At 68.4% G+C, this 20,186-nt stretch carries 26 protein-coding genes; 7 read left to right on the top strand and 19 right to left on the bottom strand.

The genetic code is table 11. The annotated features are described in order from the left end of the window. Positions 1-77: 77 nt before the first annotated feature. The 5 genes from arsH to LGM71_RS26375 form a co-directional block, all read right to left on the bottom strand. Positions 78-800 (bottom strand): arsenical resistance protein ArsH, encoded by a 723-nt coding sequence (arsH, locus tag LGM71_RS26395; RefSeq protein WP_124901583.1) that lies wholly within the window; start codon positions 798-800, stop codon positions 78-80. A 20-nt stretch (positions 801-820) separates the two neighbouring features. Further along, positions 821-1,891, bottom strand: coding sequence for an ACR3 family arsenite efflux transporter (gene arsB, locus LGM71_RS26390; protein ID WP_226117382.1), 1,071 nt, complete (start codon positions 1,889-1,891; stop codon positions 821-823). A 67-nt stretch (positions 1,892-1,958) separates the two neighbouring features. Beyond that, a complete protein-coding gene (locus tag LGM71_RS26385; protein ID WP_059602423.1) occupies positions 1,959-2,453 on the bottom strand; it encodes an arsenate reductase ArsC in 495 nt (164 codons plus the stop codon). Between the two features lie 22 nt (positions 2,454-2,475). Next, on the bottom strand, positions 2,476-2,811 hold the full coding sequence (locus LGM71_RS26380) for an ArsR/SmtB family transcription factor (RefSeq protein WP_059602419.1): 336 nt from the start codon (positions 2,809-2,811) through the stop codon (positions 2,476-2,478). 150 nt (positions 2,812-2,961) lie between these two features. Beyond that, complete coding sequence (locus LGM71_RS26375; protein ID WP_226117381.1) at positions 2,962-3,336, bottom strand: hypothetical protein; 375 nt, start codon at positions 3,334-3,336, stop codon at positions 2,962-2,964. Between LGM71_RS26375 and LGM71_RS26370 the strand changes: the two genes are divergently transcribed. Next, complete coding sequence (locus LGM71_RS26370) at positions 3,335-4,585, top strand: phosphatidylserine decarboxylase family protein (protein WP_226117380.1); 1,251 nt, start codon at positions 3,335-3,337, stop codon at positions 4,583-4,585. The two genes, LGM71_RS26375 and LGM71_RS26370, sit on opposite strands and share 2 nt — an antisense overlap. Before the next feature lie 41 nt (positions 4,586-4,626). Here LGM71_RS26370 and LGM71_RS26365 read toward each other — a convergent pair whose 3' ends face one another. From LGM71_RS26365 to LGM71_RS26345, 5 genes are all read right to left on the bottom strand, one after another. After that, the gene (locus LGM71_RS26365; protein ID WP_124625423.1) at positions 4,627-4,836 is read right to left on the bottom strand and encodes a hypothetical protein; all 210 of its coding nucleotides are present in this window, start codon (positions 4,834-4,836) and stop codon (positions 4,627-4,629) included. Between the two features lie 262 nt (positions 4,837-5,098). After that, a complete protein-coding gene (locus LGM71_RS26360) occupies positions 5,099-5,440 on the bottom strand; it encodes a DUF1488 domain-containing protein (RefSeq protein ID WP_124625425.1) in 342 nt (113 codons plus the stop codon). Positions 5,441-5,443: 3 nt separating this feature from the next. Next, the gene (locus tag LGM71_RS26355; RefSeq protein WP_226117379.1) at positions 5,444-5,992 is read right to left on the bottom strand and encodes a type 1 glutamine amidotransferase domain-containing protein; all 549 of its coding nucleotides are present in this window, start codon (positions 5,990-5,992) and stop codon (positions 5,444-5,446) included. Between the two features lie 302 nt (positions 5,993-6,294). Beyond that, positions 6,295-6,660 carry a DUF3022 domain-containing protein gene (locus LGM71_RS26350; protein ID WP_226117510.1) on the bottom strand — a complete coding sequence of 122 codons (366 nt, stop codon included), beginning with the start codon at positions 6,658-6,660 and terminating at the stop codon, positions 6,295-6,297. Positions 6,661-6,750: 90 nt separating this feature from the next. Beyond that, entirely contained in the window at positions 6,751-7,158 is a 408-nt protein-coding gene (locus LGM71_RS26345) for a hypothetical protein (protein ID WP_226117378.1), read from the bottom strand. A 132-nt stretch (positions 7,159-7,290) separates the two neighbouring features. Here LGM71_RS26345 and LGM71_RS26340 point away from each other — a divergent pair, with 132 nt between their 5' ends. Together LGM71_RS26340 and LGM71_RS26335 are read left to right on the top strand one after the other, a co-directional pair. Beyond that, a complete protein-coding gene (locus LGM71_RS26340; RefSeq protein WP_059680902.1) occupies positions 7,291-7,647 on the top strand; it encodes a DUF3175 domain-containing protein in 357 nt (118 codons plus the stop codon). A gap of 45 nt (positions 7,648-7,692) precedes the next feature. After that, the gene (locus LGM71_RS26335; protein ID WP_124625430.1) at positions 7,693-9,015 is read left to right on the top strand and encodes a cation:proton antiporter; all 1,323 of its coding nucleotides are present in this window, start codon (positions 7,693-7,695) and stop codon (positions 9,013-9,015) included. A gap of 14 nt (positions 9,016-9,029) precedes the next feature. Here LGM71_RS26335 and ligD read toward each other — a convergent pair whose 3' ends face one another. The 9 genes from ligD to LGM71_RS26285 form a co-directional block, all read right to left on the bottom strand. Further along, the gene (gene ligD / locus LGM71_RS26330; RefSeq protein WP_226117377.1) at positions 9,030-11,804 is read right to left on the bottom strand and encodes a DNA ligase D; all 2,775 of its coding nucleotides are present in this window, start codon (positions 11,802-11,804) and stop codon (positions 9,030-9,032) included. Between the two features lie 24 nt (positions 11,805-11,828). Next, complete coding sequence (locus LGM71_RS26325; protein WP_226117375.1) at positions 11,829-12,854, bottom strand: Ku protein; 1,026 nt, start codon at positions 12,852-12,854, stop codon at positions 11,829-11,831. A gap of 265 nt (positions 12,855-13,119) precedes the next feature. After that, positions 13,120-13,506, bottom strand: a complete 387-nt coding sequence (locus tag LGM71_RS26320; protein WP_226117373.1) for a DUF3022 domain-containing protein — start codon at positions 13,504-13,506, stop codon at positions 13,120-13,122. Next, a complete protein-coding gene (locus LGM71_RS26315) occupies positions 13,503-13,664 on the bottom strand; it encodes a DUF1328 family protein (RefSeq protein ID WP_027792525.1) in 162 nt (53 codons plus the stop codon). The genes LGM71_RS26320 and LGM71_RS26315 overlap by 4 nt, the downstream gene beginning before the upstream one ends. Positions 13,665-13,718: 54 nt before the next feature. Beyond that, a complete protein-coding gene (locus tag LGM71_RS26310) occupies positions 13,719-13,907 on the bottom strand; it encodes a DUF3008 family protein (protein ID WP_044843386.1) in 189 nt (62 codons plus the stop codon). 70 nt (positions 13,908-13,977) lie between these two features. Continuing rightward, positions 13,978-15,411 carry an RNA polymerase factor sigma-54 gene (locus LGM71_RS26305; protein WP_226117371.1) on the bottom strand — a complete coding sequence of 478 codons (1,434 nt, stop codon included), beginning with the start codon at positions 15,409-15,411 and terminating at the stop codon, positions 13,978-13,980. Positions 15,412-15,657: 246 nt separating this feature from the next. Next, positions 15,658-15,969, bottom strand: a complete 312-nt coding sequence (locus LGM71_RS26300; protein ID WP_059602383.1) for a hypothetical protein — start codon at positions 15,967-15,969, stop codon at positions 15,658-15,660. A 50-nt stretch (positions 15,970-16,019) separates the two neighbouring features. Beyond that, the gene (locus LGM71_RS26295) at positions 16,020-16,331 is read right to left on the bottom strand and encodes a hypothetical protein (protein ID WP_124625440.1); all 312 of its coding nucleotides are present in this window, start codon (positions 16,329-16,331) and stop codon (positions 16,020-16,022) included. A 458-nt stretch (positions 16,332-16,789) separates the two neighbouring features. Then, positions 16,790-17,092: a hypothetical protein gene (locus LGM71_RS26285; protein WP_124625620.1), complete on the bottom strand. Its 303-nt coding sequence runs from the start codon at positions 17,090-17,092 to the stop codon at positions 16,790-16,792. Positions 17,093-17,246: 154 nt separating this feature from the next. On the opposite strand from LGM71_RS26285, the gene LGM71_RS26280 reads away from it, so the two are divergent. The 4 genes from LGM71_RS26280 to LGM71_RS26265 all read left to right on the top strand — a co-directional run bounded on the left by LGM71_RS26280 (position 17,247) and on the right by LGM71_RS26265 (position 20,167). Continuing rightward, positions 17,247-17,501, top strand: coding sequence for a hypothetical protein (locus LGM71_RS26280; protein WP_124625443.1), 255 nt, complete (start codon positions 17,247-17,249; stop codon positions 17,499-17,501). Positions 17,502-17,588: 87 nt separating this feature from the next. Further along, complete coding sequence (locus LGM71_RS26275) at positions 17,589-18,020, top strand: CBS domain-containing protein (protein ID WP_059605984.1); 432 nt, start codon at positions 17,589-17,591, stop codon at positions 18,018-18,020. 90 nt (positions 18,021-18,110) lie between these two features. Then, positions 18,111-18,593: a PRC-barrel domain-containing protein gene (locus tag LGM71_RS26270; RefSeq protein WP_124625445.1), complete on the top strand. Its 483-nt coding sequence runs from the start codon at positions 18,111-18,113 to the stop codon at positions 18,591-18,593. 278 nt (positions 18,594-18,871) lie between these two features. Next, positions 18,872-20,167 (top strand): MFS transporter, encoded by a 1,296-nt coding sequence (locus tag LGM71_RS26265; RefSeq protein ID WP_124901570.1) that lies wholly within the window; start codon positions 18,872-18,874, stop codon positions 20,165-20,167. The last annotated feature ends 19 nt before the right edge of the window (positions 20,168-20,186 follow it).

Genomic DNA, 20,186 nt, shown 5'->3' with positions numbered 1-20,186 from the left:
CCGGATGGCTGTGGATCGTGCTCGCACACGCTGCCTGTCTCGATCGTGTCTCGCGAGACGACGCACTCGCCGCTCCTTCAGATCGCCCGCTGATTCACCCGCTTCGACAATTCCTCCGCGCTCTCCTTCCGCTCGCTGTACCGGTCGACCAGATACGAACCGATGTCGCGCGTCAGCAGCGTGAATTTCACCAGCTCCTCCATCACGTCGACGACGCGATCGAAATAGGCCGAACGCTTCATTCGCCCTGCTTCGTCGAATTCCATGAACGCCTTGGCCACCGACGACTGGTTCGGGATCGTCAGCATGCGCATCCAGCGCCCGAGCACGCGCATCTGGTTCACCGCGTTGAATGACTGCGAGCCACCGCTGACCTGCATCACCGCGAGCGTCTTGCCCTGGGTCGGCCGCACGGCGCCGATCGACAGCGGAATCCAGTCGATCTGCGACTTCATGATGCCGGTCATCGCGCCGTGTCGTTCCGGCGAGCACCACACCATCCCTTCGGACCACTGCACCAGTTCGCGCAGCTCGACGACCTTCGGGTGACTCTCCGGCGCATCGTCGGGCAACGGCAGGCCGCTCGGATTGAACATGCGCACCTCGGCGCCCATCGCCGTGAGCAGGCGCCCGGCCTCCTCGACGAGCAGGCGGCTGAACGAACGCTCGCGCAGCGAACCGTACAGCAGCAGGAAACGCGGCGGATGCGTGGACGGCGAAGCCGGCCGCAAGCGGCTTGCGTCCGGCACGCGAAAGAGTTCGGGGTCGAGTTGCGGCAGGTCGGTCAGTCGGTCGGTCATGGATGGATTCCGTGGTTTGCTCAAGCGCGCTCGTACCAGCCCTTCGACCGGTTCACGATGCGCACCACCAGCAGCATGACCGGCACCTCGATCAGCACGCCGACGACGGTCGCGAGCGCCGCGCCGGAGTGAAAACCGAACAGGCTGATCGCGGCCGCGACGGCGAGCTCGAAGAAATTGGATGCGCCGATCAGCGCGGACGGGCACGCGACATCGTGCTTCTCGCCCACCGCGCGGTTGAGCCAGTACGCGAGCGCCGCGTTGAAGAACACCTGGATCAGGATCGGCACCGCGAGCAGCGCGATCACCAGCGGCTGCTTCAGGATCGCTTCGCCCTGGAACGCGAACAGCAGCACGAGCGTCGCGAGCAGCGCGGCGATCGACCACGGGCCGATCCTCGCCATCGCGGCATCGAACGCCGCCTGGCCGCTCCGCAGCAGCCGCTTGCGCCAGAGCTGCGCGAGAATCACCGGAATCACGATGTAGAGCAGCACCGACGTGAGCAGGGTCGCCCACGGCACGGTAATCGCGGACATCCCCAGCAGCAGCCCGACCAGCGGCGCGAACGCGATCACCATGATGCTGTCGTTCAGCGCGACCTGCGACAGCGTGAACAGCGGATCGCCGCCCGTGAGCCGGCTCCACACGAACACCATCGCCGTGCACGGCGCGGCGGCCAGCAGGATCAGGCCGGCGACGTAGCTGTCGATCTGGTCCGCCGGCAGCATCGGCGCGAACAGCTGGCGGATGAACAGCCAGCCGAGGAAGGCCATCGAGAACGGCTTGACGAGCCAGTTCACGGCGAGCGTGACGCCGATCCCCCTCACGTGCCGTCGCACTTCATGCAGTGCGCCGAAATCGACCTTCACGAGCATCGGGATAATCATCACCCAGATCAGCAGCCCGACCGGCAGGTTCACTTGCGCATACTCGATGCGGCCGATGCGCTGGAACAGGCCGGGCAGCACCTGGCCGAGCGCGATGCCGGCGACGATGCACAGCGCGACCCAGACCGTCAGGTAGCGTTCGAAGAAATTGATCGCCGGCTTCGCGGCGGCGTTGCAAGGCGGGATGGTGTTGGACGTATTCATCGGACAGGATTCGATGCTGGAAAGACGCAAGCGGCACACGGGTTCGAGCGTGCCCCAGTGGGGACGCTCAGTTCCGCGAGATCGCGATCAACGCCGCCTGGAGCTCGGCGTCGCTCAACCGGTCGAGCGGCAACGCCAGCAGTTGCAGCATCCGGTAGCCGATCGCCTCGCGCGTCAGCTCGAATGCGAGCCGCTTGCCTGCGTCGCCGCCCTCGGCATTCGACGGATCGGCGTAGCCCCAGTGCACTTTCACCGGGCTGCCGGGCCAGTACGGGCAAGCCTCGGCGGCCGCGCTGTCGCATACCGTGATGACGATGCGCATGCGCGGCGCGCCGTCGCCGACGAATTCGTCCCAGCTCTTGCTGCGGTATCCGGTGACGTCGATGCCGGCGCGCGTGAGCGCGTCGAGCGCGAACGGATTGAGCCGGCCGCTCGGCGCGCTGCCGGCGCTGTAGGCGCGCACGTCGCGGCCGAGTTTCGCGGCCCAGTGATTGAGCATGCCCTCCGCGAGCACGCTGCGGGCGGAGTTGTGGGTGCAGAGGATCAGGACGTTGGTGGTCATCGGCGAGTGTGTGGACGTGTGCCTACGTTTGGTCGGAGCAGGAGGTCGAACAGGCGGAGACCGGCGCGCACGGATTGCCGCCGCAGCAGTTCTCGGTCAGGTAGCCGATCAGCCCGTTCATCGTCGCGAAGTTCGCGCAATAGAACACGAAGCGGCCTTCCTGGCGGCTCGTGACGAGCTGCGCGTGGGCCAGTTCCTTCAGATGAAACGACAGCGACGACGGCGGCACGTCGAGCAGCGTCGCGATTTGCCCCGCAGGCAGGCCCGACGGGCCGGCCTGCACGAGCGCGCGGAATACGGCGAGGCGCGACTCGTGCGCGAGGGCCGACAGGGCGGCGATGGTCTGGTTCGTTTCCATTGTTCGATATTACTCGAAATATGGAAACGAAGGAATCAGTGCGACTTGGCCCCGACTCTTTCCGCGGCGACGATTCGATCCAGCTTGCGCTCGTCGCTTGCTATCGCCGGGAGCGACTGGCGGGCCAGCAACAAGCGCTCAAGGTCACGATCACTCTTCCGGCGGCATCGCGCCGCTGTCATCTTCCCAATGCGGCTCGGCGGTCTTGTGACCGCCGCTCGTCGCCACCGGCCCGTTCCCGCCGCCGCGTTCGGCCTGCCGTGCAGCGTCACCGGCGTTACGTGACGTCGCCGCGCGCACGCGTGCCCGCGTGCGGGTCGGCGCCACGGTCCGCTGTTGATCGCCGCCGCGCTCGTCGGTCGACGCCGCATCGTTCGTCTTTCGCACATTCGAGGCTGCGTTCATGTGTCCACTCCTGAGTCGTCGAAAGCATCCATCGCCCCGATGCAGCAATTTCGATGCCGCGCACCGGGCAAGCGCATTGCTGCCTGCGTTCGTATCGCAATTCTTGCCGGAGATGAGCATGCCGACCGATCCCAGCACGTCGCCCGCCACGCGCCATCGCCTCGGCGAATGGATGACCGAAGAGGAATCGCACATGGCCGCGTACCGCGAAAAAATCGCGAACGACGCACGCGCGCATGCCGGCGAACAGTTGCGCACACCGGCCGTGCAGGAACTCGCGCGGCTGTTCGACGACGACGCCGTGCTGCGCATGAGCCTCACCCGCGCGATCGACGAGGCGCGCGAAGCGGGCCGCACGCTCGGCTACGCATCGATCGACGAACTAATGATGGTGATCGATCACCTGATGACCTACACGCCGCCATTCAGTGAAACGAGCCTGATCGTGTGCCCGCTGAACGCGTTCCTCGACTGGCCGATGTGCATGCCGTCGGGCCACGCGGTGTTTCGCGACGCGGCGGTCAACGCGCATCTGAAGCGGGTGCTGAACGTGTGGTGCGACTTCCTCGGCGGCCCGCATTCGCGCGCGCATCTCGACACGTCGCCGCCCGACGGCTGGTTCTGCGACGAGGCGCGCAAACGCCTCGGCCTGTCGCAGTTCCAGTATCGCGAGGACCAGCCGCACTGGGGCTTCGACTCGTGGAACGACTTCTTCACGCGACGCTTTCGCGCGGATGCGCGGCCGGTCGCGGCACCGGACGATGCGCACGTGATCGTCAGCGCATGCGAGGCCGCGCCGTATCAAACCGCATCGAACGTGAAGATCCGCGACAGGTTCTGGATCAAGGGCCAGCCTTATTCGCTGCGCGACATCTTCACGCCCGCGCGACTGCCGCTCGCCGAACGGTTCGTCGGCGGCGATCTGTACCAGGCGTATCTGAGCGCGTACAACTATCATCGCTGGCACGCACCGGTACGCGGCACCGTCACGCATGCGTACCGGGTCGACGGCACCTACTACTCGGTCGCCGAAGCGGAGGGCCCGGACCCGGCCGGGCTCAACGACTCGCAGGGATACATGACGGCCGTCGCCGCACGCGCGATCGTCGCGATCGACTGCGACGATCCCGGGATCGGGACCGTCGCGGCCGTGTTCGTCGGAATGGGTGATGTCTCGTCCTGCATCGTCGAAGTCGTGCCGGGGCAGCGCGTCGAGAAGGGCGACGAGATCGGCTATTTCCAGTACGGCGGCTCGACCTGCTGCCTGCTGTTCGAGACCGGCGTGATCGACCGCTTCCAGTTCGCGCCGCCGTTCGACGGCGATACCCCGGTCGTGCAGGTCAACGCGCCGGTCGCGATCGCACGCTGAACCGCGCGCCGGCCCCGCGCGCGAGCATCATGCATCGCGTGTCACGCGTCGCGGCCGGCGTCCCGCTGCACGCACCGGACGACCGTCAACCCGTCGGCCGTCAGCGCGGGGCGGCTCGTGCCGGACGCGTCCGGACGCATCACGATCAACTGTCGTTCCACCAGCGCGACGATGTCGTCGCGGTCGGTCTGGATCTGTTCCGGTGCGCGATGCACCAGGAACAGCGCGGCAAATTCATGGGCGGTCAGCATGCTTGTTTCCCCGTTGACGGCTTCGCACGATGCAGCGGCGGCATCGCGGCGACGCACGGCGCGAAACGTGCGCCGGTGACGGGAGAAGCATGCAGGGAACGTGCCAGATCGTGGGACGCGGCCGCCCCGCTCGCGGCCGGCGCGGGGCGCGATGTGTCTCCACGAACCGCGTGACGGCTGCTGCAAAGTTTTCAACGGCGTGTAAGCGAGCACACGCGCGGCGCGCGAGCCGGCCCGCGCCGGCGTCGCGCAGCCGCGCGGATTACGACTTCCTCGAACGGAACAGCCCCGCCCGCGCCGTTTTCCCCGCCGCCTGATCGCGCGCGCGGAAATAGCCGCTGTGCAGTTCCACGCCGCCCTCGCCGTCCGCGAGCACTTCCTCGCACGCGGCCTCGATACGCGCACGGCCGCGCTCGAACGCGTCGCGCAGGTCGGCCTCGAGCGCGGAGCGCGCGCCGAAATGATCCTCGAGCGCTTCGACCGTGATCGCGCATGTGAGCGGCTTCCCATCGACCTCGACCACGAAGCGCATCTGCAGCGCCGCGCCGTCGAACTCGGGCAGCCCGTCAGTCAGCGTCACGTGATGGATCGAACCGGCGGGCATCGCTCAGGCCCCCCGCGACGCCAGACACTGCACCAAGGCGCCGTTGAATGCGGACAGGTCGTCGGGCTTGCGGCTCGTGATCAGGTTGCCGTCGCGCACGACCTCCTGGTCGACCCACTTGCCGCCCGCGTTGCGGATGTCGTCCTGCAGGCTCGGCCAGCTCGTCATCGTGCGGCCGTCCACCAGCCCCGACGACACGAGCAGCCAGCCGCCGTGACAGATCGCGGCGATCGGCTTGCCCGCACCGACTGCCGCCGTCACGAATTCGCGCGCGGCCGTCACCATCCGGATCGCGTCGCCGTTGACGACACCGCCCGGTAGCACGACCGCGTCGTAGTCGCCTTCGCGCGCATCGTCGAACGTATGGTCGACCTTCACGCGATCGCCCTTGTCGACGTGCCTGAACCCCTGGATCTCGCCGCGCTTCTGCGAAATCACGTCGACCTGCGCGCCTTCGGCCCTGAGCGCGCGCTGCGGCTCGACGAGCTCGGCTTCCTCGAAGCCGTCGACCGCGAGTATCGCCACCTTGCATTGGTCCAGCTTGCCGATCATGGAGCGCCCTCCTGTTGATGTCGCGGCATCGGTCGTGCCGTACCTGTCGTGCAGCAATCTGCGTGCCTGCCGCGCGCACGGGGACGCCACTGCACGCACCATCGCGTCCATGGGGCGCGACCCGCAATCCCCGAATGGCCTCACGCGCATGAGCCGCCGCGTGGCGCGTAAGGGCCGACGTCACGCCGCGCCGCGCGCGTCTGCAAAGATTTCAAAGGGATGTAACGCGACTGCCCGCGACTGCCGCCCGGCGCCATCATGCAAGGTCGCGCCAGTGGCGGGTCGCTAACGGCTCGACACGCTCACTGCAGATGACGCGCTGCGTCGAGCATCGCGTCGGTCAGCTCGACCGTCAGCGTCAAATCCTCGGTGACGTCGGGCAGCGTGTCGAGCGTGGCCTGCACGGCATCGTGCAGCATCGCGTGCACGCGCATTCGGGCGTCGTCGTCGAGATCGACGTAGCGCTCCATCGTGTCGTAGTCGAGTGCGAGCACGACCGAGTGCCGCGCGGTATCGGGCGGCGCATCGGGCGCCAGGGCCCAGGCCGCATGAAACGTGATCCTGCCGGTCTCGATGTCGACATGCACCGTCGTATCGAAATCGTCCGTATCGACCTCGTCGGTGTCCAGTTCGGTCGGGTCGAACGAGGTCCGCTGGTTCGAGTGCATCATGTCCTCCTGCGTGGTGGCGATGTGCCGCCCCGCGGCCGGCGCCCGCCATCGCGTCGCGCCGGTTACGCCGGCGCGACGCCGTGATCGTCAGTAGCCGCTGGAACCGGCGCCGCCCGTACCGCCCGCGTCGCCACCACCCATGCCCGCCCCTGCGCTGCCACCGCCGTTGGCGCCGCCGGTGCTGCCGCTACCGCCGGTGCCGGCACCGCTCGGGCCGCCCGGCTTGGTGCGCACATGCGGGCGCGCGTGCGAACGCATGGCGCGTGACTCCTGCATGCGGGTCGCGGGCGGCGGCGCCGCCGTATTGCCATTCGACTTGCTGCCGCCTGCGCTCTGTGCCGATGTGTCTGGCGGCGACAGGATCGGCGCCCCGGTACCTTCGTCGGAACGCTGCGAATTCTGTGCCCACGCGGCCGGTGCGGCCGCGACGAGTGCGACGGCCGCGCACGCAAGGATCCGGCGCGCAGCGAATTTCGATTCGAATACTGGCTTCATGGAACGTTCTCCCTCGATGGAACCGCTGTCGCGGAATTTCCTGCGTCACTGATTCAGCAAGGCACGTGCCGTCAGCGCTGCGCGGCATGCGGCTTGCTGCGCAGGACCATCGATCCCGTACGGAGCCCTGTCATGCCTTCAGCTTCCGCTTCCCGTCCGCACGGCAAACGCGTGACGCGCCGCCCCGGCCGCGCGCGCAGCAACGATCCGCATCATCGCAAGCGCTGGTCCGCCGACGTCATGAAAAAGAGCGATGCGCTGGACATCGAACCCGAGATCTTCAAGTCCGACGACCCGGGCGAGATCGCGGCGTCGCTCAAGCGCTCGGCCGAACACAGCCGCCGCCGCAAGGCGCCGCCGTTCCAGTCGGCGATGTCGATGCTCAACTTCTATGTGAACCGCGCGGGCCGCAACCTGCCGAAAACACGCCGCGCGACGCTCGAACGCGCGAAGCGGAAACTGCGCGAGGCGTTCGGCCGCAAGCCGTGACGCTCCCCCCCAACCGCTCCGTATCGACCTGCTCCGCCTGCACGCATGCATGAAACGCTGTGGTATCTGATCATCGGCGCGGTGCTGATGGCCATGGGTGTCGCGACGTCGGCGCTGCGTCACCTGCCATGCAGCAGCGCGATGATCTATCTCGCGCTCGGCGTCGCGCTCGGCCCGTCCGGCGCCGGACTCCTGCATCTCGACATCGAACGCGACGCGCCGCTGCTGCGCGAGATCGTCGAAGTCGCGCTGCTGGTGTCGCTGTTCGCGATCGGACTGCGGCTGCGCGTTCCGCTGTCCGACAAGTTGTGGCTCGTGCCCTGCCGGCTCGGCCTGCTTGCGATGATCGTCACCGTGCCGCTGCTCGCCGGCTGCGCGGTGGTGACGCTCGGGCTCGGCTGGGGCCCCGCGCTGCTGCTCGCGGCGATCCTCGCGCCGACCGACCCGGTGCTCGCGCACGACGTGCAGGTGCACGATCCCGGCGACCGCGACCTGGTGCGCTTCGCGCTGTCCGGCGAAGGCGGGCTGAACGACGGGATCGCGCTGCCGTTCGCGCTCGCGGGCCTCGCGCTGTGCGGTGCGTCCGACATGCCGCACGCGCGGCCAGCGCTGTCGGCTGCGTTCGCGCTGGCCGCGCTGTGGGGCATCGCAGGCGCGGCCGCGATCGGCGGCGTGCTCGGCGCGTCCACCACCAAGGCGATTGGCTGGCTGCGCACCCGCCATGCGCAGGCGCTCGGATTCGAAGGCTTCTTCGCGCTCGCGCTGATCGTGCTGTCGTTCGGCGTCGCGCAGCTTGCGAATACGTTCGGCTTCATCGCGACGTTCGCCGCGGGCGTCGCGATGCGCCGCGTCGAGCATCGCGCGAGCGGCGGCCGGCGGCCGCGCGAAGTGATCGGCCGGATCGATTCGGAAGACGTGGTCGCGACCGAGAAGCATCCGGAGAAGGTGCACGCGTTCATGACCGAATCGGTGCTGGACTTCACGATCGAGCTCGAACGGATCGCCGAGGCGCTCATCATGACGATGGTCGGCAGCGTGCTCGCGACGCTATCGACGCCGCTCGTGACGTGGGGCGCAATCGGGCTCGCCCTCGTGCTGTTCGTGGCCGTGCGGCCGCTCGCCGTGTTGCTGACGCTGACCGGCTCGCGCGCGACCCACGCGCAACGGCGGTTGATGGCGTGGTTCGGGATACGCGGGATCGGCTCGTTCTATTACCTGCTGTTCGCGCTCGAACACGGGCCGTCCAGCGCGGTGCGCCCGCTCGCGGCGCCGGTGCTGGCCGTCGTGTCGGCGTCGGTGATCGTGCACGGTGTATCCGCGACGCCGCTGATGGCCTGGTATTACCGCCTGCAGCAGCGCCGGCGTTGACCGCGCCCGCGACGTCACGACGCGCCGAGCCGCGCGCGCATCTGCGCGGAGATGCGCTGCCGCGTGTCGTCGTAGCCTTCCCACGGATCGCGCTCGAGCCGGTCGAGCCGTTCGTGCAGCGTGTCGATCGTCCATTGCGCGCCGCCCGTCGTGTCGGGCACCTCGTCCCAACGCAGCGGCACCGACACGCCCATCCCGGGCCGCGCGCGCGCCGAATACGCGGCGATCGTGCTCGCGCCGCGGCCATTGCGCAGGTAGTCGATGAAGATCTTGCCGCGACGATGACGCGGGCCCATCGTCGCGGTGAAACGGTCGGGCAACGCACCCGCGATGTGTTGCGCGACCGCGCGCGAGAAATCCTTCACGTCGTCCCATCCGAGGTGTCGCGTGATCGGCACGACCACATGCAGCCCCTTGCCGCCGCTCGTCTTGCAGAACGACGCGAGCCCCAGTTCGTCGAGCAGCCCGCACACGAGTTGCGCGGCCTCGATCATCGCGCTCCACGGCAGCGCGGGATCAGGATCGAGGTCGAACACGATTCGGTCCGGCCGCTCGATGTTCGACGCGTGCGCGTTCCACGTATGCAGTTCGATCGTGCCCATCTGCGCGGCACCAAGCAGCGCGTCGACGCTGTCGAGCGACAGCAGCGGGCCGTGCCCTGGATCGAGCCCGGCGTGTTGCGTGACGAACGGGATCTCGCGGCGCTCCGCGTGCTTCTGGAAGAACAGCTCGCCGGCGATGTCGCCAGGCGCGCGCACGAGCGACACGGGTCGCCCCTTCAGGTCCGGCAACAGCCACGGCGCGATCCATTGCCAGTAACGCGCGAGATCGATCTTGCGCGTGCCGCTTCGCGGATCGAGCACGCGGTCGGGATGGGTGATGCGCACGCGGCCGAGCTGATCCGGGCCGGCATCGTTGCCCGCCGTGCGGGTGGATGCCCGTGAACGCGCGTGGTGCTCGCGGCCATTCGCCTCGTGAGCCGCGTGCGTGGTTCGATGTCGATCCATCGCCACCTCCGTTTCCGCATTTTTCGCATGTTTCGGCACTTCGCGGACGATCTGCGCGGCCGGCTTGTCTTCGCGCAGCGCGATGAATGCGGCCTGCCGCACGATGCCGTCGCCGGTCCACTCCGCGAATTCGCATTCGGCGACGAGCGTCGGCTCGATCCAGTGCACGCGCGTGCGCGAGCGTTCGCGCGGCGGCGGATCGAACGGCGCCGTTTCGCGCTCGTGCTTGCGCAGGATCGCGGCAAGCCGATCGAGCATGCGTGCGTCGAAGCCTGTGCCGACCCGGCCGACATAGCGCAGCGGTGTCGGCCCGCGCCGCCGCTTGCCGGCCGGCGCCGGTTCGTGCACGCCGAGCAGCAGCGCGCCGAAGCCGTGGCGGCTGCCCGACGGCTCGGAATAGCCACCGATCACGAACTCCTGCCGGCGTCGGCATTTGAGCTTGATCCACGCAGATGAGCGTCCGGGCCGGTAGCGCGAGTCCGCGCGCTTGCCGATCAGCCCTTCGAGGCCGGTATCGCATGCGCTCGCGATCAGCGACGCGACGTCGTCGCCGAGATCGGGCGAAAAGCGCAGCCGCGCGGGGTCGCTGTCGGCCAGCAGGGGTTCAAGCAGCGCGCGGCGCGCGGTGAGCGGTGCGTCCCGCAAGTCGTAACCGTCAAGATAGGGCAGATCGAATACGAACAGCGTGACCGCGTCCGAGCGCCCTGCGCCGAGGGCGTTCTGCAGCGCCTGGAAATCGGGAAGACCGTGCTCGCCGAGCACGACGGCCTCGCCGTCGAACCATGCGCCGTCGACGTCGAGCGCGGCGAGCGCGTCGCGTTGCGCGCGCAGCTTCGCGGTCCAGTCGCGGCCTTCGCGCGTCATCAGCTTCACATGCCGGCGTGTGCCCTTGCCCGCAATACGCGCAAGGATCCGGTAGCCGTCGAACTTCAGTTCGTAGCGCCAGTCGCCCTGCTCGGGCGGGCCGTCGACCAGCGTCGCGAGTTGCGGCGCGACGCGCTCGGGCAACGGCGCGCGCACTGCACCTTCGATCCCGGACGGATCGGCCGGCGGGCGGCCATGATCGTCGTGTTCGTCATGCCGCGCGCCATGTGCAGCGCGTTTCGCGGCCTTGTCGCCGCGGCCGCGCGGCACACGGCGCGTACGCGTGGCGCCGTCGGGCGAATCCGGCAGCGCCACCGCACCATCATGCACACTTCCCGGCCGCTCGCCGACGACGTCGAATTCGTCCGCGCCGCGCGCGTCGTCGTCGCGCTCCTTGATCAGCAGCCACTGCTCCTGTCGCCCTTGCTGGCGCCCGCTGCGCACGAGCGCCCAGCCGCCGTGCAGCTTCTCGCCGTCGAGCCGGAACGTGAGCTTGCCCGCGCGATAGCCGTCGCGTGCCTGCGCGACGCCGCCGTCGGGCGTCCAGGTGCCCTCGTCCCAAACGACGACCGATCCTGCTCCGTAATGCCCGGCCGGAATCTCGCCTTCGAACGACGCATATTCGAGCGGATGGTCCTCGACATGCACGGCGAGACGCTTCACCGACGGATCCAGGCTCGGCCCCTTCGGCACGGCCCACGACTTCAGCGTGCCGTCGAGTTCGAGCCGGAAGTCGTAGTGCAATCGCCGCGCATGATGCTCCTGGATCACGAAGCGCAGCGGATGGCCGGTGCGCGCACGCCCGCGCGCGGACGGTTTCGCATCCGACTTCGCACGCCGACGCCCGTGCGCGCCTTCAGGTTCCGGCGTCGCGCCGAAGTGGCGTTTGCGGCGATATGGATCGAGCTTGCCGGGCATTGCATCACCTCGCTTTGCGCGGCGTCATGCGGCGTGCTTGCGGCGCGCGGTGGCTTTCTTCACCGCATGCTCGCCGGTCGCGGCACGTTTCGCGGACGGCCGTTTCGCCGCCGCGGTTTTCGTGGCCGCGCCCTTCACCGCGGTTTTCGAAACCGACTTGCGGCGCCCGCCGCCGCGCGACGACGAGGATGCCCCATCGGTATTCGCATCCTCGTCGTCGCCCGCATCGCGCAGATCCGCCGCACGCGCCCCGCCGCCGCCCTTCAGGCTGCGCTTCAGCAGCTCGGTCAGGTCGACCACGTTGGTCGCCGCGCGGCTCGTCTGTGCGGGCCGCTCCTCGATCTCTTCGATCTTGCCCGCGCGCACCTTGCGCTCGACCAGCTCGAGGATGTCGTCGCGGAACGTGTCGTGATACTCGTCGGGCGTCCATTTGCCGGCCATGTCGTCGATCAGCTTCTTCGCCATTCCCAGCTCGCGCGCGGTCACGCCCGCGCCCTTCGCGTCTTCGGCCGGCACCGTCAGTTCGTCGAGGGGCCGCAATTCTTCCTGCCAGCGCAGCGTATCGAGCGCGAGCAGCGGCCCGACCGGAATCAGCGCGCCAAGATGCTGTCGGTCGCGCATCACCACGAGCGCAATGCCGATCTTGCCGCTGTCCTTCAGTGCGTCGCGCAACAGCGCATAGACCTTCTCGCCCTTGCGGTCCGGCACGAGGTAGTACGGCGTGTCGAGATAGAGGAACGACACGGCATCCTCGTCGACGAAGGTCAGGATGTCGACGGTCTGCGTCGATTCGGGGTTCGCCGCCCGGATTTCGTCGTCGGTCAGCACGACGTAGCGCTCCTTCTCGTACTCGTAACCGCGCACGATGTCCTCGCGCGTGACTTCCTTGCCGGTGCGCTTGTTGATCTGCCGGTAGCCGACCGGATCCATCGAGCGCTTGTCGAGCAGCCGGAATGACGGCTTCACGGTGCGTGTCGCGGGAAACAGCTGCACGGGCACATGAACGAGCCCGAAGCTGATCGCGCCTTTCCATATCATCCGCGGGGCCATGCCTGTCCTCCTTGCCGCTTGCACGCGCGCCTGGCGTACCGGCTCCCCCGTGCAACGCTCCGCGCGCTGGCGCGATTTCGCGCCGTCGGGTGGCGGTGGATTGCCGGATCGGGGAGATGCGTCATGCGCGCGCCCTCCTGTCGGTTCGATGAAGGACGGCTGCGTGCGTCACGGCGTGCACGGAGCCGTCACGGGAAACGAGCGAGCCGCGCGGCGCGTGCCGCGACGGCTCGCTCCGGTGTCACGGCGGGCTGCTGCCGTGACGTCAGGGCGCGCGAAGCGCGCGATCCAGCTCCTCGCGCGTCACGTCGAGCGCGACGCTGCATTCGATCTCGGCGTCCTCGACGCGCGGTTTCTGTTCATCCACCGCGCGCCGCGCCATGTCGCACACGTGCGTCCGAACGCGCAACCGGTCGGCCGCGTCGAGGGACACGTACCGCGCGAGAACGTCCGGCTCGAAGCGCAGGTCCACCACGCAGCGCCACTGACGCGCGCTCGCGTCGACCGGCACCCGCACCCACGACACCTGGATCGTCAGTCGCCCGGACGTGTCATCCGCATGCACGACGAGGGTCGACTCCGACGGAAATCCGTTCGCGAGCGCAGCTTCGAGTTCAGCGATGCGCTGCGAACGGTCGGGCGTGACCGTCATCGGCGCACGACGCCCAGCAGCAGCGTGACCAGGAAGATCACGACGAAGATGTAGAACAGGATCTTCGCGATCTCGGCCGCACCGGCCGCGATGCCGCCGAAGCCGAACACGGCGGCGACGATCGCGATGATGAAGAAGATGATGGCGTATCGAAGCATGAATTCCTCCTGGAGTCCTGACGAATGGCGATCGTCGACGCGTGTCGCCGCCGATCAAGAATCGTGCTTGTGCCTGGGTTTGCCGTGGACCGGCGTCGAAGCCATTTTTTCGAGCTCCTTCTCGCTCATCGACTTGGCCATCGACTTCGCAGGCGGCTTCAGGTCCTTCATCTTGGTGTCACCGCGCTTGGCCGACAGGGCGGCCCCCGCGGCGCGCTGCTGTGCCTGGGACTTGGCTGGCATGGCTTTCCTCCTCTCGGTGGTGCGCGCGGGCAGCGCGGTGCGCAGGCCGCGCGCGGTTCGAACGGCATCGTCATGCGGCGTCGCGCCGCCGCAGTTCAGCCGGCGGAATCTTCATCGCCTGGCGATACTTGGTCACCGTCCGACGCGCAAGAAGGATGCCGCGCCCCGCCAGATTCTGGGTGAGCGCGACGTCCGACAGCGGGTCGGAGTCGCGCTCGGCCGCGATCATGTCGCGGATCAGCACCTTCGCGGCCAACGCCGAGCACACGCCCTTGCCGGCTGCTTCCAGCTTGCGCGGGAAGAAATACTTGAACTCGAACGTGCCGTGCGGCGTGGCCATGTACTTGTTGCCCGTCGCGCGCGACACGGTCGATTCGTGCAGGTCGAGCGCCTCGGCGATGTCGCGCAGCACGAGCGGCTTCATCGCGATCTCGCCGTAGCGGAAGAAATCGCGCTGCCGCGCGACGATGCATTCGCCGACGCGCTGGATCGTGTCGAAGCGCTTCTGCACGTTGCGGATCAGCCAGCGCGCTTCCTGCAACTGCTGGCCGAGCGGCGAATCGTGCTCGCCGCTCGACTGCGCGAACAAGGTTGCGTAGCGCTCGTGCAGCCGCGCGCGCGGCAGCACGGCCGGGTTGATCGTCACGACCCATTCGTCGCGCACCTGGCGCACGATCACGTCGGGTATCACGTAGTCGCCGCGCGTGCTGCCGTAGTGGTTGCCGGGACGCGGATCGAGCGTGCGCACCAGCGCGCACGCGGCCTGCATCGTCGCCTGGCTGCAGCCCAGGCGTCGCTGGATTTCCGCCGTCTCGCGCCGCGCGAGCCGTTCGAGATGATCGCGCGCGATCGCCTTCGCCTCCGCGAGCGCCGGCGTGCCGGCTGGAATCGCGTCGAGTTGCAGCACTAGGCATTCGGACACCGAGCGCGCGGCGATGCCCGGACGGTCCAGCATCTGCACGAGCCGCAGCGCCACCGCGAGATCCTGTTCCGACAGCAGCAGCGCCGGATCGGCCGCGACCAGCAGCTCGGCCAGCTCCTGACGCAGGTAGCCGTCCTCGTCGAGCGCATCGATCACGATGCGCGCAGCCTCGCGGTCGCGCTTGTTCAGCGGATAAAGGCGCAGCGCATCGTGCAGTTGCTGGTGCAGCGACGGCTCCGCCGCCATCCACTCGCCGGGCGACAGGTCGCTCGCGTCGTCAGCCTGGCGGCTCGTGCCGCGCGGCGCCGGCGCCGCCGTATACGACACCTCGCCGTCAGGCGGACGCACGTCCTCGCGCTCTGGCGGCGGCTCGGGCGCCGCGGCTTCGGCGGTGGATTCGGGCACGTCGGCGGCGGCTTCGTCGTCGCCCTGGCCATCTTCGAGAAACGGATTCGAGTCGAGCGCCTGCCTCAGTTCCTGCTGGAATTCGAGCGAAGACAACTGCAACAGGCGAAGGGACTGCTGAAGCCTCGGCGTGAGTGCCAGATGCTGTCGCATCTGGAGCGCAAGCGTGACGGACATCGATGCCCTCCTGACGGTGTGCGGAATTGCGTGCAGACGCAATCATGCAGCTTCCATGCCAAGGGGGCGAACCGCCGTCCGTCGCGGCTCTCGCGGGTTCGCACCCCGCTTGCGGCGGCCCCGGCTGCTGCCTTTTTTACAAGTGCAGGCAAGTTGGAGGCACGGAATTCGCGCCGGGCGGACGCACCGGCTGCGCGCCGGCGCGCCGGTGTATCCGACCGCAGCCGCCGCACGACGTGCCGCACGTCAGTACTGCATCGGCGGCGGCGTGCCCGGCATCGTCCGGTCGCCCTGCGCGCCGTTCGGTCCCGGCGGCGGCACGTCGGCCGCCTCACCGCCGGCCGCACCCGCCGGCATCGTGTTGTACGGCGACGGACGCGTGTCGTAGCGCGTGTTCGCGTCCGGCATCGTCGTGGTCGGCGACGCGCCATGACCGTCCGGCGGCGCCGGCGGAGCGCCGCGCGTGCCGTAAGTGGCCTGCGGTTGCGTGCATGCGCCGAGCGCGCACGCGGCGGCGAACGCACAGGCGCCCACACGCATCGACTGGATCGGCTTCATCGGAATCCTCCGTTGAATCGGTGGCGCCGGGCCGGCCGTGGCGACACGGCTCAGAGCCGGTTGAAATGGAAATCGCCGGCATACGCGGTCGGCGCGCGGCGCGCCATCATCGTGTCGAACTCGGCGGCGACGCGTGCCAGCGCACCACGTTGCCGCTCGATACCGGCCTGCTCGAGCGCCGCGAACGCGTCGGCGTCGAAGGTGACGGTCAGCGACGCCGGATGGCCGTCGATGCGAAAGCCGAAACGCAGCGCGCCGGGCGGCTGCTCCTCGACATCGAACGGCATCGCCCGCGCCTCGAAATGGCGGCCGAGCGTCTCGGCCACGTCGCGCAGCATGCCGGGTTTCACGCGGATGCTCATCGTGGCCCCTCCTTGGATCTGGTGAACGCACCGGCGGCACGCCCGTCGGCGACACGTGGATCGGCGGCTCCCGCGTCGGCGGCTCACGTTCCGGTGGCGGCTGCTCTGGCGGATCGCCCTCCGGATCGTGATACGGCTCGGGCGTGCCGGGCGGCAGGTCGTCCGGCGGGGGCGGTTGTGGGTCCGGCCCGACGTCGGGCACAGGCGGCTCGGGCCGGTGCATCGACTGAGCTGGGTTTCGGGTGGTGTCTCTGTTCATGGGCATTCGATCGTTGCGCTCTCCTCGCGGAACCGGATCGCGGCGCGGCGCGTTCGCCGCTCGATGCGCCAAGGTCCGCAAGCCGCATGCCGGCCTCTGTCGGCGCTTGCCGTGCGTCGACGCGCCAACGTGCAGGCCGCCGCCCGGCGCGACGTGTCTTCGCTACACCGCGCGCTGCAATTCTTTCAAGACCATCGCGCTACCCGTCGTACGCAGCCATCACGAGCCACAGCTCGTGGTCGTCGTCGCGCACCCGCGCGGCGAGCGCATACGGATCGGTCGGGTCGCACGCGCGCTGCAGCGCGAAGCGCGCCGGCTCCGTCGAGCCGAACGTCTCGTCGAGCGGCCGCACGTCGGCCTTGCCTTCGAACATGCGGCGATCGGGCCGGTAGATCAGCGGCTCCTGCTTCCATGTGATGAAGTGGCTTTTCACCGACTCGAACCCTCCGCCACATACGTTGACTTCATAGCGCACGCCTGGCCGCCGTTTCGGAATCGTCATCGTGCCCTCCCGCTTGATGTGCGCATGCATGCGGCGCGTGGCGCGCCGTGGTGTCGTCGTTGCCGCCGACGCGGCAAGTCGCGTGCCGTCCGGATGCAGCGGGCACGGCCGTTGCGCGAAAACCGCCTCATCGTCACCGACACGGAGCCCTGCCATGAAGGATTCGACCCGTTCCGGCCGCGACGCGCCGGCGCACGAACCGCGTCCCGCCCCGTCGCCGCCGCTCAAGGACCAGGACCACACGAAAACGCGCCACTCGGAGCGGCATATCGACAAGCAGCTCGAGGACACGTTCCCCGCGAGCGATCCGCCGGCGACCGGCGGCATCACGCGCATCGAGCCCGACACGCCGCCGGGCACGCACGATGACGGCCCGTGGCAGGACCCGGCCAGGCGCCGCGACGCATGACCGTCGGCGATTCGACGGACACCCGTGCCGAACGGCACGCCGCTTGCTGAATCGCACGGCCCCGCTTCAAGCCGCCAGGAGGACTCCATGCAACGCGTCAACGAAATCATGTCGCAGGACGTCGTGCACATTGCGCCGACCGACTCGATCCGTCATGCGGCGCAACTGATGGAGCGCTACGACATCGGCGCGCTGCCCGTGTGCGACAACAACCGGCTGATCGGCATGGTCACGGACCGCGACCTCGCGGTGCGCGCGATCTCGGCCGGCAAGCCGCCAGAGACGCGGATCCACGAAGTTGCGTCGGGCCCGATCGAATGGTGTTTCGAGGACGATCCGCTGGACGAGATCCAGCACTATATGGCCGACGCGCAACTGCGCCGCCTGCCCGTCGTCGATCACGACCAGCGCCTCGTCGGCATGCTGTCGCTCGCGGACATCGCGACGCGCACGGCCGGCCCCGCGCGCGACGACGTCGCGAACACGCTCGAAGGCGTGTCGCAACCGAAGCGTACGTGACGGGGCGATCCTCGCCCCGCCCGACAACCCGCGCGACCCGCAGGGCCCATCCCGGGCACGGCCGCGCTCCACGCAACCAGGAGGACAACCATGCAGACTTCCGATCGAGGACAGACGCGCATCATCGGCAAGGGCGCCGCGACGGCGGCCGGCCCAGGCCCCGACGTGATGGCGGCCGACACGCTGGAAGGCGACAAGGTCTACACGACCGATGGCGACGACGTCGGCAAGATCAAGGACATCATGCTCGACGTGCGCTCGGGCCGCGTCGCGTACGCCGTGCTGTCGAGCGGTGGCCTGCTCGGCATCGGCGACAAGCTGCTCGCGATTCCATGGAGCGCACTCACGCTCGACACCGAACGCAAGTGTTTCCTGCTGTCGGTGTCGTCCGAGCGGATCCGCAACGCGCCGGGCTTCGACAAGGATCACTGGCCGGCGATGGCGGACCCGCAATGGGCCACGCCGCTGCACGAGTTCTATGGCAGCACGCCGTACTGGAGCGCGGGCGACGAGCTCGGGCTCACCGATCCGACCGAGGAACTGAATGATCCGCGCACGCGCGGGCGGCATTGACCGTTCGTGATTTGCCGGTGGTTCAGGCGACAGCCCCGCGAATGCGGGGCTTTTTTTGGGGCTTTTTGACGGATCCACGAGGCGTGCCGATCCTTTGAGGCCGGCGTCGTCGGTCGCCGGCCGTGCGCGACTGGCGTAGCGCGCCGCCCGATTGATAACCAAACGACATCAATCCTTCCGAAAATCGCACTTATCGTTTTCTCGTCTTCGGGTGAAGATTGCCGAAACGACAATCGATCGCTCCCCGCGCATTTCCCGCATTTTCTGGAGACACCCTGATGCACCCCTCGCCCAGCCTTCCGACCGGACGTTCGAAGGCCGCCGCGGTATTCCGCGTGACGGCCGGCAACTTCCTCGAGCAGTTCGACTTCTTCCTGTTCGGCTTCTACGCTACCCAGATCTCCGCCGTATTCTTTCCCGCCGCGAGCGAGTTCGCGTCGCTGATGATGACCTTCGCCGTCTTCGGCGCGGGCTTCCTGATGCGGCCGCTGGGCGCGATCGTGCTGGGTGCGTACATCGACGACGTCGGCCGCCGCAAGGGCCTGATCGTGACGCTGGCCATCATGGCAAGCGGCACGATCCTGATCGCGTTCGTGCCGGGCTACGCGACGATCGGCCTGCTCGCGCCCGCGCTCGTGCTGGTCGGGCGCTTGCTGCAGGGCTTTTCGGCAGGCGCCGAGCTCGGCGGCGTGTCGGTCTATCTCGCCGAGATGGCGACGCCTGGCCGCAAGGGCTTCTACACGAGCTGGCAGTCTGCCAGCCAGCAGGTCGCGATCGTCGTCGCGGCAGCCCTCGGCTTCGCGCTCAATCAATGGCTGAGCACGTCGGCCATCGCCGCGTGGGGCTGGCGCGTACCGTTCTTCGTCGGCTGCATGATCGTGCCGTTCATCTTCATGCTGCGCCGCAACCTCGAGGAAACGCAGGCGTTCAAGGCCCGCAAGCATCGTCCGGGCATGAAGGAAGTGTTCGGTACGCTGGCGCGCAACTGGGGCGTCGTGGTCGCCGGCATGATGCTGGTCGCCATGACCACCACGAGCTTCTATCTCATCACCGTCTATGCGCCGACCTTCGGCAAGACGGTCCTGCACCTGAGCACGGCCGACAGCCTGCTCGTGACGCTGTGCGTCGGCGTGTCGAACTTCGTGTGGCTGCCGATCGGCGGCGCCCTGTCCGATCGCATCGGCCGCCGGCCGCTGCTCGTCGGCATGACGCTGCTCGCGATTGCGACGGCCTATCCCGCGCTGTCCCTGCTCGCGCATGCGCCATCGTTCGTCAACATGCTGCTCGTGCTTCTGTGGCTGTCGTTCATGTACGGAATCTACAACGGTGCGATGGTCGTCGCACTGACGGAAGTGATGCCCGTCGAGGTGCGCGTGGCAGGCTTCTCGCTCGCCTACAGCCTCGCCACGGCCGTGTTCGGCGGCTTTACGCCGGCCATCTCGACGGCACTCATTCACATGACCGGCGACAAGGCCGCCCCCGGTTACTGGATGAGCCTCGCCGCGGTGTGCGCGCTGCTCGCGACGTTCGCCCTGTATCGCCGGCGGACGGTCACGCTGACGCCGGCGCACTGAAACCTCCTCATGCCGAACG

Source organism: Burkholderia sp. AU33545 (assembly GCF_020419685.1).
In the GTDB taxonomy this organism is placed as follows: Bacteria; Pseudomonadota; Gammaproteobacteria; order Burkholderiales; family Burkholderiaceae; genus Burkholderia; species Burkholderia diffusa.
Note: the sequence above shows the minus strand (reverse complement) of the source record. Positions and strands in the feature narration are given on the sequence as shown.

Bases quoted from the DNA above. Each gene is read 5' to 3' on its own strand.
- LGM71_RS26340 (WP_059680902.1), top strand. From the start codon at position 7,291: ATGCCTTCAGCTTCCGCTTCCCGTCCGCACGGCAAACGCGTGACGCGC.
- LGM71_RS26285 (WP_124625620.1), bottom strand. From the start codon at position 17,092: ATGACGATTCCGAAACGGCGGCCAGGCGTGCGCTATGAAGTCAACGTA.
- LGM71_RS26275 (WP_059605984.1), top strand. From the start codon at position 17,589: ATGCAACGCGTCAACGAAATCATGTCGCAGGACGTCGTGCACATTGCG.
- LGM71_RS26270 (WP_124625445.1), top strand. From the start codon at position 18,111: ATGCAGACTTCCGATCGAGGACAGACGCGCATCATCGGCAAGGGCGCC.
- LGM71_RS26350 (WP_226117510.1), bottom strand. From the start codon at position 6,660: ATGCACTCGAACCAGCGGACCTCGTTCGACCCGACCGAACTGGACACC.
- arsB (WP_226117382.1), bottom strand. From the start codon at position 1,891: ATGAATACGTCCAACACCATCCCGCCTTGCAACGCCGCCGCGAAGCCG.
- LGM71_RS26370 (WP_226117380.1), top strand. From the start codon at position 3,335: ATGCCGACCGATCCCAGCACGTCGCCCGCCACGCGCCATCGCCTCGGC.
- LGM71_RS26380 (WP_059602419.1), bottom strand. From the start codon at position 2,811: ATGGAAACGAACCAGACCATCGCCGCCCTGTCGGCCCTCGCGCACGAG.
- LGM71_RS26385 (WP_059602423.1), bottom strand. From the start codon at position 2,453: ATGACCACCAACGTCCTGATCCTCTGCACCCACAACTCCGCCCGCAGC.
- LGM71_RS26360 (WP_124625425.1), bottom strand. From the start codon at position 5,440: ATGCCCGCCGGTTCGATCCATCACGTGACGCTGACTGACGGGCTGCCC.
- LGM71_RS26335 (WP_124625430.1), top strand. From the start codon at position 7,693: ATGCATGAAACGCTGTGGTATCTGATCATCGGCGCGGTGCTGATGGCC.
- LGM71_RS26375 (WP_226117381.1), bottom strand. From the start codon at position 3,336: ATGCTCATCTCCGGCAAGAATTGCGATACGAACGCAGGCAGCAATGCG.
- LGM71_RS26310 (WP_044843386.1), bottom strand. From the start codon at position 13,907: ATGCCAGCCAAGTCCCAGGCACAGCAGCGCGCCGCGGGGGCCGCCCTG.
- LGM71_RS26345 (WP_226117378.1), bottom strand. From the start codon at position 7,158: ATGAAGCCAGTATTCGAATCGAAATTCGCTGCGCGCCGGATCCTTGCG.
- arsH (WP_124901583.1), bottom strand. From the start codon at position 800: ATGACCGACCGACTGACCGACCTGCCGCAACTCGACCCCGAACTCTTT.
- LGM71_RS26305 (WP_226117371.1), bottom strand. From the start codon at position 15,411: ATGTCCGTCACGCTTGCGCTCCAGATGCGACAGCATCTGGCACTCACG.
- LGM71_RS26295 (WP_124625440.1), bottom strand. From the start codon at position 16,331: ATGAGCATCCGCGTGAAACCCGGCATGCTGCGCGACGTGGCCGAGACG.
- LGM71_RS26355 (WP_226117379.1), bottom strand. From the start codon at position 5,992: ATGATCGGCAAGCTGGACCAATGCAAGGTGGCGATACTCGCGGTCGAC.
- LGM71_RS26265 (WP_124901570.1), top strand. From the start codon at position 18,872: ATGCACCCCTCGCCCAGCCTTCCGACCGGACGTTCGAAGGCCGCCGCG.
- ligD (WP_226117377.1), bottom strand. From the start codon at position 11,804: ATGCCCGGCAAGCTCGATCCATATCGCCGCAAACGCCACTTCGGCGCG.
- LGM71_RS26300 (WP_059602383.1), bottom strand. From the start codon at position 15,969: ATGAAGCCGATCCAGTCGATGCGTGTGGGCGCCTGTGCGTTCGCCGCC.
- LGM71_RS26365 (WP_124625423.1), bottom strand. From the start codon at position 4,836: ATGCTGACCGCCCATGAATTTGCCGCGCTGTTCCTGGTGCATCGCGCA.
- LGM71_RS26320 (WP_226117373.1), bottom strand. From the start codon at position 13,506: ATGACGGTCACGCCCGACCGTTCGCAGCGCATCGCTGAACTCGAAGCT.
- LGM71_RS26325 (WP_226117375.1), bottom strand. From the start codon at position 12,854: ATGGCCCCGCGGATGATATGGAAAGGCGCGATCAGCTTCGGGCTCGTT.
- LGM71_RS26315 (WP_027792525.1), bottom strand. From the start codon at position 13,664: ATGCTTCGATACGCCATCATCTTCTTCATCATCGCGATCGTCGCCGCC.
- LGM71_RS26280 (WP_124625443.1), top strand. From the start codon at position 17,247: ATGAAGGATTCGACCCGTTCCGGCCGCGACGCGCCGGCGCACGAACCG.